The 16,316-nt window shown below is 66.1% G+C and carries 14 protein-coding genes; 6 read left to right on the top strand and 8 right to left on the bottom strand.

Features of this window, described 5'->3' with window-relative positions; all coding sequences use genetic code 11:
- Nucleotides 1-18: 18 nt before the first annotated feature.
- Nucleotides 19-444 (bottom strand): VOC family protein, encoded by a 426-nt coding sequence (locus OKW40_RS16495; protein WP_184060970.1) that lies wholly within the window; start codon nt 442-444, stop codon nt 19-21.
- A gap of 463 nt (nt 445-907) precedes the next feature.
- On the opposite strand from OKW40_RS16495, the gene ada reads away from it, so the two are divergent.
- The 4 genes from ada to OKW40_RS16475 all read left to right on the top strand — a co-directional run bounded on the left by ada (nt 908) and on the right by OKW40_RS16475 (nt 5,583).
- Complete coding sequence (gene ada / locus OKW40_RS16490) at nt 908-2,098, top strand: bifunctional DNA-binding transcriptional regulator/O6-methylguanine-DNA methyltransferase Ada (RefSeq protein ID WP_429490532.1); 1,191 nt, start codon at nt 908-910, stop codon at nt 2,096-2,098.
- On the top strand, nt 2,095-3,015 hold the full coding sequence (locus OKW40_RS16485; RefSeq protein WP_429490530.1) for a DNA-3-methyladenine glycosylase family protein: 921 nt from the start codon (nt 2,095-2,097) through the stop codon (nt 3,013-3,015). Before ada ends, OKW40_RS16485 begins: the two co-directional genes overlap by 4 nt.
- Nucleotides 3,016-3,228: 213 nt before the next feature.
- Complete coding sequence (gshA, locus tag OKW40_RS16480) at nt 3,229-4,845, top strand: glutamate--cysteine ligase (protein ID WP_184060972.1); 1,617 nt, start codon at nt 3,229-3,231, stop codon at nt 4,843-4,845.
- Between the two features lie 222 nt (nt 4,846-5,067).
- Nucleotides 5,068-5,583, top strand: a complete 516-nt coding sequence (locus OKW40_RS16475) for a hypothetical protein (protein ID WP_184060973.1) — start codon at nt 5,068-5,070, stop codon at nt 5,581-5,583.
- 51 nt (nt 5,584-5,634) lie between these two features.
- Here OKW40_RS16475 and OKW40_RS16470 read toward each other — a convergent pair whose 3' ends face one another.
- Both OKW40_RS16470 and OKW40_RS16465 read right to left on the bottom strand, forming a co-directional pair.
- The gene (locus tag OKW40_RS16470) at nt 5,635-7,197 is read right to left on the bottom strand and encodes a DHA2 family efflux MFS transporter permease subunit (protein ID WP_184060974.1); all 1,563 of its coding nucleotides are present in this window, start codon (nt 7,195-7,197) and stop codon (nt 5,635-5,637) included.
- A 211-nt stretch (nt 7,198-7,408) separates the two neighbouring features.
- A complete protein-coding gene (locus tag OKW40_RS16465; protein WP_429407910.1) occupies nt 7,409-7,915 on the bottom strand; it encodes a MarR family winged helix-turn-helix transcriptional regulator in 507 nt (168 codons plus the stop codon).
- Nucleotides 7,916-8,173: 258 nt separating this feature from the next.
- Here OKW40_RS16465 and OKW40_RS16460 point away from each other — a divergent pair, with 258 nt between their 5' ends.
- Both OKW40_RS16460 and OKW40_RS16455 read left to right on the top strand, forming a co-directional pair.
- Entirely contained in the window at nt 8,174-8,572 is a 399-nt protein-coding gene (locus OKW40_RS16460) for a hypothetical protein (RefSeq protein WP_429407912.1), read from the top strand.
- A 279-nt stretch (nt 8,573-8,851) separates the two neighbouring features.
- Nucleotides 8,852-10,456 (top strand): efflux transporter outer membrane subunit, encoded by a 1,605-nt coding sequence (locus OKW40_RS16455; RefSeq protein ID WP_429407914.1) that lies wholly within the window; start codon nt 8,852-8,854, stop codon nt 10,454-10,456.
- A 123-nt stretch (nt 10,457-10,579) separates the two neighbouring features.
- Here the strand turns inward: OKW40_RS16455 and ltrA are convergent, their stop codons facing one another.
- The 5 genes from ltrA to gspK form a co-directional block, all read right to left on the bottom strand.
- Entirely contained in the window at nt 10,580-11,950 is a 1,371-nt protein-coding gene (ltrA, locus tag OKW40_RS16450; protein WP_429490198.1) for a group II intron reverse transcriptase/maturase, read from the bottom strand.
- A gap of 506 nt (nt 11,951-12,456) precedes the next feature.
- Nucleotides 12,457-13,236, bottom strand: coding sequence for a type II secretion system protein N (locus tag OKW40_RS16445; protein ID WP_429490527.1), 780 nt, complete (start codon nt 13,234-13,236; stop codon nt 12,457-12,459).
- 28 nt (nt 13,237-13,264) lie between these two features.
- The gene (locus OKW40_RS16440; protein ID WP_429356364.1) at nt 13,265-13,768 is read right to left on the bottom strand and encodes a type II secretion system protein M; all 504 of its coding nucleotides are present in this window, start codon (nt 13,766-13,768) and stop codon (nt 13,265-13,267) included.
- Nucleotides 13,765-15,174: a type II secretion system protein GspL gene (gene gspL / locus OKW40_RS16435; protein ID WP_429490525.1), complete on the bottom strand. Its 1,410-nt coding sequence runs from the start codon at nt 15,172-15,174 to the stop codon at nt 13,765-13,767. Before gspL ends, OKW40_RS16440 begins: the two co-directional genes overlap by 4 nt.
- 28 nt (nt 15,175-15,202) lie before the next feature.
- Complete coding sequence (gene gspK, locus OKW40_RS16430; protein WP_184060979.1) at nt 15,203-16,315, bottom strand: type II secretion system minor pseudopilin GspK; 1,113 nt, start codon at nt 16,313-16,315, stop codon at nt 15,203-15,205.
- Nucleotide 16,316: the final 1 nt, after the last annotated feature.

Here is a 16,316-nt window from a genome sequence, read left to right as displayed (position 1 = left end):
GCCGCTTCGTTCTCGCATTCAGAGCGACGTGACCCGTGCCGCTTCCGGCGGCCCCTTCAGCTCGACCATATTGCCCTCCGGGTCGAACAGATACAGCGACGGCCCGAAGCCGTCCGCGCCATAACGCACTCCCTGTTCGCCGAGCCGCGCGCCATGCGCGCTCAAATGCGCCTTCAACGCGTCGGCGTCGAACGACTCGACGCGCAGACACAGGTGGTCCATGTTGCGCCCCGTGCCCGCCGCGCCGTTTTCCGCGCGATCGAGCTTCGCGCCGACCTGCAGCAGATCGATCAGCGATCGGCCCGCGCGCAGTTGCGTGAGGCCGAGTTCGCGCTGCTCCTTTTCAACACTGCAACCGAGTACGTCGCAGTAAAAGCGCGCGAGGGTTTCGACCTGCGTCGCCCGGATCACGACGTGGTCGATCTCGCGAATGTGGATTTTCATGTCGAACGCCCTTTCGCTAGTTCGGAGAACCGATTAGGAAGTGTAGGAGAAAGGAAAGGGCGGGGTGGATCGGCGGGAAGTCGTGGGCGAACCGGACCAAATGCAAACCAGGCGCGGACAAAAACCGCAGGCAAAAAAAAGCCCGCTCAAGTGGAGCGGGCTGAATCCATATCAGGAGGAGACATGGAGGAGACAAGCACTAATATACACATCGGCTTGGTGCGACGCAATAACTTTTTAAGGGAAAACCCGATATCGTGCGAAATTGCCGCAGTTTGAGGCAAAACATCCGGCCGCAGGGCATTCCAAGGCGCTTCGGATTGCGATTTGCCGGGTTTGACCCCACTACGGGTACGGACAAGCGCGTCCGAATGACAGAGCAAGATCCGGCGCGTACTGTGTAGCGTTCGGGCCTAGATTGATGAGCATCGACACTGCCTGCCCATCCGGGCCCCAGGACATCATGAACGCCACCACTCGCCATTCCGTCCCCATGCGCACCGCCGCCGACCTCGACACCACCCAGTGGCGCACCGACGACGAACGCTGGGACGCCGTCACCCACCGCGACCGCGATGCCGACGGCGCATTCTTCTACGCGGTCAGGACGACCGGCGTGTTCTGCCGGCCGTCGTGCGCGTCGCGCCAGCCGCGCCGCGAAAACGTCGCTTTCTTCACCGATGCCGCCGCCGCGCGCGCCGCGGGCTTTCGCGATTGCAAGCGCTGCCAGCCCGGCGGTCTGCCGCGCGAGCTCGACATCGTCGCCAGGGCGTGCGCAGCGCTCGACGCCGATCCGCAGCAGCGCCTCACGCTCGCGCAACTGAGCGATGCCGTGCACGTGAGCCCGTTCCATTTGCAGCGCCTGTTCAAGCGCGTGGTCGGCGTCTCGCCGCGTCAATACCAGGCCGCGCAGCGCGGCGCCGCGTTGCGCGATGCGCTGCAGGGCGGCGCCGACGTTACGCGCGCGACGCTCGACGCCGGTTTCGGCTCGCCGTCGCGAATGTACGACAGCGCGCCGGCCGAGCTCGGCATGGCGCCGTCCGCGTATCGCCGCAAGGGCGCGGGCCTGACGGTGCGCTATGCGAGCGCGCCGACCTCGCTCGGCTTCGTGCTGGTCGCCGCGACTGACAAGGGCATCTGCAAGATCGGTTTCGGCGACGACACCGCGCTGCTGATCGACGAATTGCGCGGCGAGTTCGCGAATGCCGAGCTGCGCGAAGACGCCGGCCGGCTCGCGCCGTTCATCGCACAGATCGACGCGTATCTGCGCGGCACGCGCCAGGACTTCGAGTTGCCGCTCGATATCGCGTCGACCGCATTCAAGCAGCGCGTGTGGGATGCGCTGCGGCGGATCCCGTACGGCGAGACACGCAGCTATTCGCAGATCGCCGAGGCGGTCGGCTCGCCGCGGGCGGTGCGCGCCGTCGCGAGCGCATGCGCGACCAACCCGGTCGCGCTCGCGATTCCTTGCCATCGCGTCGTGCAGAAGGGCGGGGCGCTCGCCGGCTATCGCTGGGGGCTGCCGCGCAAGGCCGCGTTGCTCGACAATGAGGCGCAGCACGCAGGCGGCGTTGCAGCCAGCGACGCGCTCCGCCGCGACGCAAGCCGCACAGATGCCGACTCCCACAACTCCCAACTGGATCACGCCGCTTGAGCACGCTTCACGAGGTTGCAATTCTCGAATTGCCGTTCAAGGCACCGTTCGACTGGCCGCGGCTGCTGCGCTTTTTCAGCGGCCGCGCGACGCCTGGCGTCGAAGCCGTCGAGGACGGCGCGTATCGTCGCGCGATCGACTGGAACGGCGACGGCGGCACACTCAGCGTGCGGCTGCATCCGCGCAAGCGCTGCATCGTCGCGAGCATCGAAGGGCCGGCGAGCCGCCACGCCGATGCACTCGCCGCGCCAATCGCAAGAATGTTCGATCTGCGCGCCGATCCAAAGAAGATCGCCGCCGGACTCGCGGCGGACCCGTGGCTCGCGCCGCTCGTCGCCGCGGTGCCCGGCCTGCGCGTGCCGGGCGCGTGGTCCGGCTTCGAACTGGTGGTGCGCGCGATCGTCGGTCAGCAGGTCAGCGTGAAGGCCGCGACGACCATCATCGGACGGCTCGTGCAGCGAGCGGGCGAACGCATCGACGGGCATCCGCACGAAAACACCGCGTGGCGTTTTCCGACGCCGGCCGCGCTCGCCGAAGTCGATCTCGCGCAGATCGGCATGCCGGGCAAACGCGTCGCCGCGTTGCAGGGCTTCGCGCGTGCGGTCGCGAGCGGCGACGTGCCGCTCGACAGCAGCGACACCGTCGATGCCGCGAGCCTGCGTGCCGCATTGCTCGCGCTCGCGGGCATCGGCCCCTGGACCGTCGAATACGTCGCGATGCGTGCATGGCGCGATCCCGATGCATGGCCCGAGGCGGATCTCGTGCTGATGCAATCGATCTGCGCGCGCGATCCTTCGCTCGTACGGCCCGCGCAGCAGCGCGGCCGCACCGACGCGTGGCGGCCGTATCGCGCGTATGCCGCGATGCATCTGTGGAACGAGGTGGCGGATCGGGCGGGCGCTGCGCGCGGGGGATGAGCTGAGCGTCGTCGCAACGTGCCGATGCCGATGGCGTAGTTCAGCGCGACCTCGACGTGCTCGCTGAAACTCCGCCGAAGTGGCCGCAAGCAGCGGTTCTGGCGAGATGTTAAAGTGCCCGCTACTGAAAATTCCGCCGAACGTTGTCAGCCGCTATACCGTCTGTGAATCGTCTGGCGATACACGGCGACCGGCAACGCCCAACTTGCATCAATGCCAAACACCACACCTTCCTGCACGACCGACGCGCTTTCGCACCGCCTGTCCGTGCTCGACTCGAGCCCGCAGCGCGATGTGCTGATACGCGGCCTGCGCGGCATCGAAAGGGAAAGCCTGCGCGTGACGCGCAACGGCCAGCTCGCGATGACGCCGCATCCGCGCGGGCTCGGCTCGGCGCTCACGCACCCGTCGCTGACGACCGACTACTCCGAGGCGCTGCTCGAGCTGATCACGCCGGCTGAGCAGGACGCCGCCGAAACCCTCGCGCAACTCGACGTGCTGCATCGCTTCGTCTACGCGGAGCTCGGCGACGAGATCCTGTGGAACAACTCGATGCCGGGACTGTTGCCCGCCACCGACGATGGCATTCCGATCGCGCACTACGGCACCTCGAACATCGGCAAGCTGAAGTACGTGTACCGCGTCGGCCTCGCGCTGCGCTATGGCCGCACGATGCAGTGCATCGCGGGCATCCACTACAACTATTCGCTGAGCGAAGACGTGTGGCGCCTGCTGCACGCCGATCAGCAATCCACCGCGAACGCCGTCGACTTCCAGTCCGACCGCTACCTCGCGCTGATCCGCAATTTCCGCCGCACGAACTGGCTGCTGATGTATCTGTTCGGCGCGTCGCCGGCGCTCGATCGGCGCTTTCTCCGCGATCGCAAACACACGCTCGAGACGTTCGACGCCGACACGCTGTACCGCCCGTACGCGACCAGCCTGCGCATGAGCGATCTCGGCTATTCGAACACGGCCGCGCAAGCCGCGCTGCACGCCGACTACGACACGCTGCCCGGCTATCTCGACGCGCTCGCGAAAGCCGTGAGCCGCCCGTATCCCGCCTACGAGCAGATCGGCACGCAACGCGACGGCGAGTGGGTGCAGATCAACACCAACGTGCTGCAGATCGAAAACGAGTTCTATTCGACGATCCGTCCGAAGCGCGTCACGTATCCGGGTGAGCGGCCGTTGCATGCGCTCGCCGCGCGCGGCGTGCAATACGTCGAAGTGCGTTGCATGGACATCGATCCGTTCGAGCCGGCCGGCATTTCGCTCGAAACGTCGCGCTTTCTCGACGCGTACCTGCTCGTGTGCGCGCTCGACGACAGCGCGCCCCTGCCTCCGCCCGCGTACACCGAAGCGAACCAGAACTTCGGCCGCGTGACGATGGAAGGTCGCAAGCCAGGCCTCGAACTGGTTCGCGACGGCAAGCCGGTCGCGATGATCGACTGGGCCGACGAACTGCTCGTGAAAATCGACGCCGCGGCGGCCGTGCTCGACAGCCTGAAGGGCGGCGACGAACACGCGCGCGCGGTCGCCGCGCAACGCGCGAAGCTCGCGGACGTGTCGCTGACGCCATCGGCGCGCGTGCTGCAAACGATGCGCGACCAGCAGCAAAGCTTCCTCGCGTTCGGCCTCGCGCAAAGCGAAGCGCACGCCGCGTACTTCCGTGCGCGTCCGCTCGATGCCGCGCAGTCCAAGGCGTTTGCCGACCTCGCGGTGCGATCGCTCGACGAACAGGCGAAGCTCGAACGCGACGAGGTTGGTTCGTTCGATGCGTTCGTCGCTGCGTATCGGGCCTATACGCTCAATCGCTTCAGCGTCTGAGCGTTCGGACCACAGCATCCCGGAAGTGCTTCAAGCGGCCCACGTGGCCGCTTTTTCTTTGCCCCGAGTAACGCGCAGGTAACCTCTACGGATTGCGCTCTTCAGGCGTCCGCGGAATCGGCAAATACTCCGCGCGACGTCGCGATTCTCTGATCTGGGTGAAACACCGCTTCGATGGGGTAGTCCAAAATCTTATGACATGCTCCACAGGGAGGTATCGACGTGAAGAACAAAGCTCTGTTGGCCGCGCTGTGTCTCTTGGCGACGACGGCATGCTCGACCCAGGGTCAGGTCGATCCCGATGTCATGCAGATCGCGACCAGGCCGTTGACGTGTTCGAACAAGGCCGAATGCGACCTCTGGTGGCAACGGGCGCAAACGTGGGTCGCGAGTCATTCGAAGTACAAGATCGAGACCGCTAACGACTCGCTGATCCAGACCGCCGGCCCGGACGGCGGCAAGCGCGCGCTCGCGTTTGAGATCACGCGCGCCGCAGGTCCCGATGGCACTACCACGATCGGCTTTTCGGCGCATTGCGACAGCTCGCTCGGCTGCAAGCCGAATCCGTGGGAAGCCGGTGCGGATTTCAAGCAGTATGTGAGAGGCACCACGGGCACAGCCGCCAGCGCGCCGCAAGGCAGCGCGACGCCATCGCAGAACGCGCCCGATGCGACGCATCCGGAGACGACGCCCCGTAACACGACCAGGCTGCCGAATGGCGAGGCGATGTCGCAATAGATCGAGCGGTGGCCGCAGCGGCGATGCGTTCGCCGCTGCCGCGCGTTTGCTTCAGTGTCCTAATGAAGGCCCGGCGCCTTTGCGCGGCTTCGTGATCCACACGAGCACCGCCAGCACGATAAACGCCGCGCCCGAGATGCGGAAGAAGTCGTTGGTGGCCATCATGTACGCCTGACTCGTCACCACCTGGTTCAGCTGCGCGGTCAGGCTGTCGCCGGAGAGCCCGACGCCCGCCAGCGCATTCGTATAGGCGTTGGTGTTCGCCGAATACGTGCTGACCGTATCTGCAAGCATCGCGTGGTGATAGATCGTGTCGTTTTCCCAGAACGTCGTGCTGATCGCGGTGCCGATCGCGCCCGACAACGTGCGGAAAAAGTTCGACAAACCCGACGCGCTTGCAAGACGCTCGTCGGACACGCTCGACAGCGTGATCGTCGTCATCGGCACGAAGAAGCAGGCGACGCCGATCCCCTGCACGAGCCGCGGCAGGATCACGTGGCCGAACGGTACGTCGAGCGTGAACGTCGAGTTCCAGATCGATACGATCGCGAACACGATGAACGCGAAGCTCGCGACCATGCGCAGATTCAGCCGATGCATGTTCTTGCCGATCATCGGCGACAGAAACAGCGCGAGCAATCCGACCGGTGCCGTGGCGAGACCCGCGAGGCCGGCCGTATAGCCCATCACCGTTTGCAGCCATAGCGGGAAGATCACCACCGAGCCGAAGAACGCCATGAAGCCGAACGAGACGATCACGACGCCGAGCGCGAAGTTGCGATCCTTGAACAGCGACAGGTCGACGATCGGCTCCTTCTCGGTCAACTCCCACACGAGCAGGAACGCGATCGACACGAGCGCGATCACGGCGAGCGCCACGATGAACGTCGAGTTGAACCAGTCGCGGTCCTTGCCGAGGTCGAGCATCATCTGCAGACACGACACGCCGGTCACGAGCAGCACGAGGCCCACCGCGTCGATGCGCTGGCGCGTCGTCTGCGTCTCGCGGCCACGCAGCAGCAGATACGCGCAGAACGCCGAGAACAGGCCGATCGGCACGTTGATGTAGAAGATCCACGGCCACGTGAAGTTATCGGTGATGTAGCCGCCCATCACCGGGCCGAAGATCGGCGCGCAGATCACGGTCATCGCCCATAAGCCGAGCGCGAGTCCACGTTTGGCGGGCGGGTAGGAGCGCATCAGGATCGTCTGCGACAGCGGCACCATCGGCCCGGACACGAGCCCTTGCACGAGCCGGAATGCGATCAGCGATTCGAAGTTGTGCGCGAAACCGCAGGCCGCCGACGCGATCGTGAACAGCAGCACGGACAGCGTGAAGAGTCGTACCTCGCCGACGCGTCGCGCGAGCCAGCCGGTCAGCGGCACAGCGATCGCCGAGGCGACCGAGTACGACGAGATCACCCAGGTGCCCTGGCTTGCGGCGACGCCGAGGCTGCCGGAAATGGTCGGCACCGCGACGTTCGCGATCGAGGTGTCGAGCACCTCCATGAAGGTGCCGAGCGCAAGGCCGACGGTCAGCAGCGCGAGCGTGCCGCCCTGGAGCGGGGCGAGTTCTGCTGCGGGCAGCGTGGCGTTGGAAGCCGTGGCATCCATAGGTTTGTTCTCCTCAGGCGGCGAAAGCTTGTCGCGGCAGCCTTATCGGGTGTTTCAGATACCATGCTTGCATGCCGCATCACCCTCTGCCCAGACAGATATCTGATGACAATGACGCCTTGGAAAAGCGCCTCGTGATTGTCCTGCTAGTACTTCGTGATGACGCGCCGCCGCCATCCGACGACGACCGTTGTTTGACGCATGCTTCGGCTCATCCCGGCGGCTCGCCCGGCGGTGGCGCCGGTCCGCAACCCACGTCGGCGTCTGCCTCGGGACCGTTTGCGATGAAACGGGCGAGCAGGTGAATCAGCGTCGCGTGCTCCTCGGCGGTAAAGCCGCGCAACTGGTCGTTCAGCACAGTTGCGCCGAGGTTCGGCAACTGGCGCGCGGCCTCGTGGCCCTGCTGCGTCAGCTCAAGTTTCACCATGCGTCGGTCGTCGCTGCTGCGGGTGCGCACGACGAAGCCCTTCTTTTCCAGCCGGTCGAGCAGACGCGTCATCGAGCCGCTGTCGTACGACATCGCGCGCGACAGCTCGAATGGCGTGCTCGCGCGCCGCGACGACAGCATCAGAATCACGCCGATCTGCTGCGCGGTGAGCCCGAGCGGCTTGACCGCACGGTCCGTGCGCTCGACCAGCACGTTGCGCGCTTTCGTCAGGTAGTAGCCGAGACTGCTCGTGAGCTCGACCTCGTCCGCTTTGTAGGGGCCATCAGTCATGGGGTATCCGCAACATCCAGGCAAGACGAAGTTTAGCTGCCTAAGCAGACAAGTCAAATCGCATTTTGCGGTGCGCAACGAGGCCAACCGAAATACAACAGTCGAATCAATTGCGCCGCACAGTATCTTGAAATTTGATTGCATAGTCAATATTATGACAAGCAATGAGTTTCGCGCGTCCTGCGCCATTCGAGACCATGTTCTGACCGATCGACCGCACGCCGCCCGCCTCGCGACGCGCGCCAAAGGATTTCCCCGATGCTGTACCTCAAAAACACGCTTGGCGGCCTCAGCCGCTCACTGACCGATTCCGCACTCCATACCTTCCAGGGCCGACACCGCTGGTGGAAGCTCGCGCTGTTTGCGGGACTGTTCGTGCTGCCGGGTGGGTCGGTGGGTGTCGCGTTGCTCGCGTGGGCCGAGCATCGAAGGGGGACGAAGCGGGCGAGCAAAGGCAGCGTTGTGGGCGAGGAATCCAGCGAGATCGTGCTGCCGAAGGAAAGCTTCGTGATAAAGGCGGGAAACGTCGTCCCCGCGACGGCCAACAGCGGTAACGCTTGCCTCGCGCCTGGCGGTGCGTCGTGCCGGGCCTCCGCTGGCAAGCTCGCGTGTCAGCGTCAACGCCAGCAGACCCAATCCACGGAATCGCGGCTCTGAAGCTGCACCGGTTCGCAGCGCGCTTTTCGGCACACAGTTTCGCTTCGTCTCGCCGTCTGAACCACCGCGAACCCGCAGCCCCTCGCGCCGCCGGTAACAACGCGTAACCAGCGCGTCACCGCAAGTAACACACCTGCGCACCGCCTCGCATTAACCTTTCGGCTTTCAGTTTCCCGCGCTCGCGCGGGCTCATACGCTAACATTCCGGCAGACCACGATCTCGCCCGGCCGGTGGCGCCATTCCCGGCCGCATTGCGGCGTCCAGAAGGAATTCATTGCATGCAGTCTGATCGAATGTCGCGGGCGCTTGCTCCGCGCGTCCTGTCCCTTGCCGTGAGCGCGGCCTGCGCGACGCTCCTGGCCGCCTGCGCGGTCGGTCCGAACTATCAGCGGCCGGCCACCGAGATCCCCGCGTCGTTCAAGGAAGCCGCGCCCGGCTGGAAAGTCGCCGAACCCGCCGATCAACACGACCGCGGCGACTGGTGGGCGATCTACGAAGACCCGAAGCTCAACGAACTCGAAGCCAAGCTCAACACCGCGAACCAGACCATCGCGCAATTCGCCGCGAGCTACCGGCAGGCGCGCGCGCTCGTCGGCGAAGCGCGGGCAGCGTACTTCCCGACGATCGGTGCGTCGGCGGGCGCGACGCGCTCGGGCAACGGCACGCAAACCAGTGGCAATGCGACTACGGCGACCAGTCGCGAGGGCATCACCAACAGCTTCAACGTGCAGATGACGGCGAGCTGGGAGCCCGACCTGTGGGGCTCGGTCACGCGCTCGGTCAACGCGCAGAAAGCCGGCCAGCAGGGCGCGGCCGCCGACCTCGCGAACGCGCGCCTGTCCGCCCAGGCCACGCTCGCGCAGACCTACTTCCTGCTGCGCGCGCTCGACTCCACGCAGAAGCTGCTCGACGACACCGTGATCGCCTATCAACGCTCGCTGCAACTCACGCAGAATCAGTACGCGGCCGGCGTCGCCGCGCGCTCGGACGTGATCCAGGCGCAAACGCAGCTGCAATCGGCGCAGGCCGCCGCGATCGACAACGGCATCCAGCGCGCGCAGGACGAGCACGCGATCGCGGTGCTGGTCGGCGTGCCCGCGTCGATGTTCTCCCTGCCGCCGATGCCGCTCACCGCGACGCCGCCCGCCGTCCCTGCGCAGATGCCCTCCGCGCTGCTCGAACGCAGGCCGGATATCGCATCGGCGGAACGCAAGGCCGCGGCGGCGAACGAGCAGATCGGCGTGGCGATCGCCGCCTTCTTCCCGTCGCTGACGCTGTCGGCGACCGGCGGCTTCGAGAACTCGGTGTTCTCGCAATTGTTGACGTTGCCGTCGCGCTTCTGGACGCTCGGCCCGCAACTGGCCGGGACGATCTTCGACGCCGGCCTGCGCAAAGCGCAAACCGAGGCCGCGCGTGCCACCTATGACGCGGATGTCGCGACCTATCGGCAGACGGTGCTCGCCGCGTTCCAGGACGTCGAGGACAACCTCGCGTCGCTGCGCATCCTCGAACAGGAAATCGTCGTGCAGCGGCAGGCGGTCGACTCGGCTCGCCAGGCGCTCGCCATCGTGACGAACGAGTACAAGGCGGGTACGGTCGGCTTCGTCAATGTGCTGACCGCGCAGACCACGGCTTTCACGGCCGAACAGAAACTCGAGAATATCGCCGGGCAGCGGATGGTGTCGTCGGTGGGGCTCGTGAAGGCGCTCGGCGGCGGCTGGGACGCGTCGCAGATGAATCGCGAGACCGGCGATGTCGCGGCGCCCGCGCCGCTGCCGGCATCGGCGCCGAGGGCTGCGGCCACGTCAGTCGGCGCGCCGTCCATCGCACAGAGCACCGCGTCGGGCACAGACGCGCTGCAAGCGCGGGTGCAGAGCAAATAATGTCCGCTGTGCTCGCCGCGCAGCAACGCCACGATCGGGATAGGGGCGGTCAGTTAGCCTGACCGATCCCCTCCCACACCACCCGGCATGCGGGTCCGCACCGGGCGGTTCGAGCAGTTGAGGTCATGAGAGGCGGGGTACGCCAAGACGGTCGAAGTAAGCAACTGGCATGGCCCGGTTCAGCAACAGGTAGCTGTTGTGCCACCAGCGACGGCTGTTCGCCGCCACCAGCCTGGCCTCTGATTCCGAAGCACCCAGCGCTCGCAACTCCCGATACATTGTCTTGCCCCGGCGCCAGTGCTTGAGCTGCAGCGCACGCAGACGGTGCCTGATCCATTCGTCGAGTTCACGGAACACCCGCGGCGTCTGGGCCAGATTAAAGTACGCCTTCCAGCCCAGCATATACGCCCGCATTCGCTCCGCCACCTCCGGCAGGCTGCGCCCGCACGAACGGCGTGTCAGTTCCCGGATGCGTTGTTTGAAGTTCGCCAAGGCCTTGCCAGCTACCGCGCATTTCACCTGCCGGCCTTTCCCGTGCCACAGCGTGTAGCCCAGGAACTTGCGCCGGGATGCTGGCGCGACCGCTGTCTTGGCCTCGTTGACCTTCAGATGGAGTCGTGCATAGAGCCTGCACAGGCCCTCCAGCACCCGTTCGCCCGACCTCCGGCTGCGCACGTACACGTTGCAGTCGTCGGCGTAGCGCACGAAGCGGTGGCCACGCTTCTCTAACGCCCGATCCACCTCGTCCAGCAACACATTGGCCAGCAGCGGCGAGAGTGGCCCGCCTTGCGGCGTACCCTCGTATCGCTCGCGGAGCACGCCGCCATCCATGATTCCGGCCGCAAGGTAATGCCGGATCAGACGCAATACCGCCTTGTCGCCGATCCGCCTCGATAGGCGTTCCATCAGGATGTCGTGATTGACCCGGTCGAAGAACTTCTCCAGATCCACATCGACCACCACCCGATAGCCGTCCTGCACATGCCGCTGTGCCATCAGCACCGCGTCACGCGCCCGACGCCCCGGCCGGAAGCCATAACTGTGTTCGGAGAACGTAGGGTCAATGATGGGTTGCAGGACTTGCAGCAGGGCTTGCTGGATCAGCCGGTCCGTCACCGTCGGTATCCCCAGTTCTCGCATCCCGCCCCCGGGCTTCGGTATCTGCACGCGCCTCACCGGCTCGGGCCGGTAGCTGCCATCCAGTAACGCTTCCCGTATCCAGGGCCAGTGCGTCTTGAGATATGCCGCCGTCTCAGCGATCGACCTCCCATCCACCCCTGCACTGCCGCGATTGGCTTTGACGCGTTTCCACGCCATCACCAGATTCGCTCTCGCGAACGCCTGCGCAAGCAGGTCGTCTCGCCCCAGGCTTCCGGCTTCATCGTGCGCCGCCCGTGCTTCATCACGCGACGCTTCCGGCGCGGCTTCACCACGCCTCCTTTCGTCGCGCTCCGCCTTCGCGGAATTCGGATGCATTGCACGTCCGAGCACCACGGCCTTCGGCCCTCCTACTCGTTCGGCCCTTCGCTGGCGGCTTTAGCCTTCCCGGCCACGCCTTCCAGCTATTACGGCCTCTGCTGACTTCTCGCTCCGGTTCAGCACCGTCGCCCTTTCAGGCATGAGGCGAGATCTCCCCAGGTAAGAACGCACTCCTTCATCGCACAACCGCCGCATCTACGCCGCATCGCCTTGGTCACAAGAGCTTCGCGGCCGTTTGCCCGCTCGCCCTGCTCAGCAGCGCCTTCTATGCAGTTCTTGTTCATCGGCTCACGATTTACGCTCCGCGCTTCCTCCCCACACCCGGTCGCCCTCGTGCAGTTGCGCTTCACTTCATTCGCTGTGACCAGCTTATGGCGGGACTTGCACCCGCAGGAGTGCGCCCATGCTGGGCGCACAAACAGAAGAGGCATGGTCGCAACTCGCGGCCATGCCTCTTTTTTCATCGCGCCACGCGCGCGAAACACGCGCCTCGGCACACATCAGCGCACGTCAGCCCCAACTCAGTGCACGAACGTCAGCGCCACCGTATCCGGCCCGCTAGGCCGGCCAAGCAGATTCAGCAGGCCGGCGAGGTTATCGTGCTGTTCCGGCGCGGCGCTCGCCGTGCCATGAAACGACGTCGATGCGGCCGACACCGTGCCGCTGCCGGTCAGCGTCAACGGACCCTTGATCGTGCTCAGATCGAGCGCCGACGACGTGCCCTGCGCCTGAAACCTGACCCGGTACGACCCGAGCGGCTTCACGAGCGACACCCGGGAGCTGACGTCGTCGAGCGTCATCGTCAGCTGGCCGAACGCTTCGCCGTTGAAACTGCGCCACTCGGACCACGACAGCTGCACGTTGCCCTGCAGATCGAGCGTGTTGAATGGCGCGCCAAGCCCCGCGAGCAGCGACGCCGGCACCGCGAGCACGCCCGGCGTGACGGTTGCGCCGCGCGGCGTCGCTTCGACCGTGACCGGGTCGGGCATCGCCTCGCTATGGCGCATGACCATGCGCACGCGTCCGGTGAAAAGCGGCCAGAACGCCGTGCGCCATTCGATCCGACCAGGCAGCAGCGTCGCCGCGCTCATATCGGCGCCGGCGGCCAGCATCAGGGTCGCCGAGCCGTGCCACAGCGAGCCCTCGGCGTCGACGAGATTGACGTGCCCGTGCGTTTGCCGCGCGAACTGCGGCGTAATCCAGGCGGCCGGCAGTAACGCGAGCGTCACGGCCGCCACCGACAAAACGGCGACCACCAGCCACGGCAGCGCCGCACGCAGGCGCCACATCCAGTAATTCATGCGAGATCCTGTAGCGAGCGGCGCGTTGTTATTTCGCGGTCGACGGTTGCAGCGCGACCGTCAGATCGACCTGGCCGTCGTCTTTCAACGCGCTAATGTGCGCCTCGGAGACCTGCACCTTGAACTGCTTGCGCACGTCATCGACCCACGCGGTCCAGGCCGGAAACGCCACGTTTTTCATTTGCACCTGCACCGCGTTGCCGACGAACTGCACCTGCGTCGCGGCCAAACCATGTTCGCCGAGCGATGCGGAAAGCGCGTCCTTCAGCGCCGCGCCGGTCGGCGCGACACCTTGCGCGGCCGCCGACAGCGAGCGCGCCTCGTTCGACTGCGCGGTCATCTGCGCAAGCTGCCGCTGCAGGCTGGGCAGCGATTCACGCAGGTGCGCGCGGCCTTCCTGCGCGGGCGCCCACAGCACCGACCACGCAATCGCCACGGCGAGCGCGGCGCCGCCCCACGTCAGCAGCGCCTTTTCACGATCGGTGCGCTGGTCCCAGAAGCCAGCCCATGTTTGAGCGAGTTCAGCTTTCATTGTCCGTTCCTGATGGTCCACTTGCCGGTACTGCTGTCGATCGCGCCGGTAAGGCCGTTGCGCGCGAGGCGCTTGGCGAAGTCGGGGTCGACCTTGACCGCGGGTTTGAAGGTCACGTCGAGGCGGTGCTCGTGATAGTCGAGCGCGGCAATGCCGTTGACCGGCAGCGGCGACAGCGAGCGCGCGAGGCCGTCGGCGAGCGACAGGAAATCCTCCGGCGACAGCTCGCCCGCCGCCACGCGCAGCTGTTGCACCTGACGCGCCATCTGATCGGGCGCGTCGAGTACGACAGTCGTCTTCGGGAACGTATTGAGCAGCAGCTCCGTCATCTGCGTGTTGATCGCGTCACGCTGACGCGCAAGCATCAGCCACTGCACGTTCGCGCCGATGATCGCGACGACGAGCGCGGCGAGCGCGAGCACGATCGGCAGACGCAGACGCCGCAGCGTCGCGCGATCGAGGCGCCACGGCTGCGACGCGAATTCGAACTGGCACAGGTCGAAGCGGCATTCGAGCGCGCGTCGCGCGAGCTGCTCGAACGGCAGCGGACTCGCGCCGTGAATATGCGAGGCGAGCCGCGCGGGACTCGTCGTGGATTGGTTCGGCTCGTTGCCGGGCACCTCGGTCAGCATGTACAGCGACACCGGCGCCGCACCCGCTAGCGCGGACAGCGTCGCGTTCACCGCATCGGCCGGCGCCGCGAAACCCTCGCCCTGGACACCGCGTGCAATCGCCAGTTCGACGCGCGGCACGCCGCTGTCGAGCGCGCCCTCGACGAGCAGCGCGGGTGCGGTCTGCACGACCGCACCGAGCACCGCGGCCACCATCGGCACGATGGACGGCGCTTCGGGCGCGACCACCGGCGCGATGCCCGGTAGCGACGTCGCGACGCTCGCCGCGCCAGCCATCGCCGGCTCGCGCACTTCGGCTGTTTCATCGTCGTTCGCGGCAACTTCGGTCACCGGCGCCAGCGGCAGGCAACGCGTGACCGGCACCGCGCGCAGACTGCGATGACCGGCCGCCGTGAACGCCTCACAGATGAAACGGAACCAGCCGCGATCAATGATCGCGAGCAGGTGCCGACCTTCACCAAGCCCCTGCGGATCGACCGCGATATGGCAGGTCTGCGGGTCCTGGATCAGTTGATCCTCGACGATATTGGGCAGCGCCTGGCGCAGCTTCGGGCCACGCAGCGGCGGCAGCGTCGCGGGCATCAGCAGCAGGTCGCGCGCGGCGAGCATCAGCACCGTCGTGCCGGCGCGCGGCAGCAGCGCGAGCGCCGAGCGGCCGGCGCGCTGCGTGCGCCCCGTCTTGTCGAGCAGCACGAACGGCAGCTCGGGCAGTTGCCATTCCTGCGAGGGCACCGCCGGATCACGCGGTGGCAATAGGACGATCAGCGTGCTCAAAGGCCACTCTCTCTATGGATTGCGTTGTTCACAGTTGGTCTTGTACCCGCACGATACGCGTGGTGTGAGTCAGTGGATCGCGATAGACGAGCGTCGTGCGATCCACTTCGGCGCGCTCGTGCTGCACACTGCCGTGGACTAAAAAGTAGCTCGAGTTGACGTCGAACTGATTCGGATCGATCGACACCGATTGCACACCGGCGGCGGTCAGCGCGAGCTGCACGTCGCCGACGTTGCGGAAAAACACGGTCTGGCGCCGCGCGACGAGTGCTTGCGCTTGCGACACGGTCATGCCCGGCACCACTGCCGCGATCACTTCGGCCGACGCAGTGTTCATGTTGATCGCGGTGGTCGTAGGCAGCACGGTGACGAACGGCCGCAGCTTCGCGACGATCTCCGGCGTGTAGCCCGGAATGTCGAGCAGCGAATCGACGCCCGTCATCAGCAGCGGCGCGACCGCCACGTTGTCGTCGCCGTCCTCGATGCCGGGCTGGTTCGTGAAGTTGCCGCCCGTCATACCGCCGCCGCCCACCTGCGGCGTGCTGCTGATGGACGTGCCGGTCTGAAAGCGCGTCGCCGACTGCGACAGCCCCGCGCGCACGTGCAGCGCGGTCACTTTGGCGAGCTGCCCGCTCAGGCCGAGCGACACCAGCAGGCGCTGATACGCGGCCATCTGCTCGGCGCTGATTTGCGTCACGCCGGGCGCCGGACTTGCGACCAGATTGCGCAGATTGAATCGGGACTGCGCGTCCTCGATCGAGCCCGACAGGTAGGTGGCCGCGCCTTGCTCAGCGCGTACCTCGCCAATCTGGCCGAGAAAATCCGACAGCCGGGTTTTCGCGATCGGCACGCCCCACAAGCCGCCCAGATACGTGATGCCAGCCGACGTATCGCCTTCGGAGCGCAGAATCAGCCGGGTCCAGTCGAGCGCGCCGCGCGCGACCCATTGCGCCTGCGACAACAGCCGCTGATTCTCGATGCGCCGGATTTGCACCTGCTGGCGCCACAACATGCCGGACACGAGGATCGCCGACAGGGCGACGACGAGCAGCGCGCTGATGATGGCCACACCGCGCTCGCGCGCACCGGCCACGCGCGAACCGGATGCCGACTTTTTCGACGACGACGAGGAGAACGTCATG

The organism is Paraburkholderia sp. RAU6.4a, from assembly GCF_050435625.1.
GTDB classification, from domain to species: Bacteria; Pseudomonadota; Gammaproteobacteria; order Burkholderiales; family Burkholderiaceae; genus Paraburkholderia; species Paraburkholderia tuberum.
This window is presented reverse-complemented; position numbering and strand designations above follow the sequence as displayed.

Bases quoted from the DNA above. Each gene is read 5' to 3' on its own strand.
- OKW40_RS16495 (WP_184060970.1), bottom strand. From the start codon at position 444: ATGAAAATCCACATTCGCGAGATCGACCACGTCGTGATCCGGGCGACG.
- ada (WP_429490532.1), top strand. From the start codon at position 908: ATGAACGCCACCACTCGCCATTCCGTCCCCATGCGCACCGCCGCCGAC.
- gshA (WP_184060972.1), top strand. From the start codon at position 3,229: ATGCCAAACACCACACCTTCCTGCACGACCGACGCGCTTTCGCACCGC.
- OKW40_RS16470 (WP_184060974.1), bottom strand. From the start codon at position 7,197: ATGGATGCCACGGCTTCCAACGCCACGCTGCCCGCAGCAGAACTCGCC.
- OKW40_RS16465 (WP_429407910.1), bottom strand. From the start codon at position 7,915: ATGACTGATGGCCCCTACAAAGCGGACGAGGTCGAGCTCACGAGCAGT.
- OKW40_RS16460 (WP_429407912.1), top strand. From the start codon at position 8,174: ATGCTGTACCTCAAAAACACGCTTGGCGGCCTCAGCCGCTCACTGACC.
- OKW40_RS16455 (WP_429407914.1), top strand. From the start codon at position 8,852: ATGCAGTCTGATCGAATGTCGCGGGCGCTTGCTCCGCGCGTCCTGTCC.
- OKW40_RS16445 (WP_429490527.1), bottom strand. From the start codon at position 13,236: ATGAATTACTGGATGTGGCGCCTGCGTGCGGCGCTGCCGTGGCTGGTG.
- OKW40_RS16440 (WP_429356364.1), bottom strand. From the start codon at position 13,768: ATGAAAGCTGAACTCGCTCAAACATGGGCTGGCTTCTGGGACCAGCGC.
- gspK (WP_184060979.1), bottom strand. From the start codon at position 16,315: ATGACGTTCTCCTCGTCGTCGTCGAAAAAGTCGGCATCCGGTTCGCGC.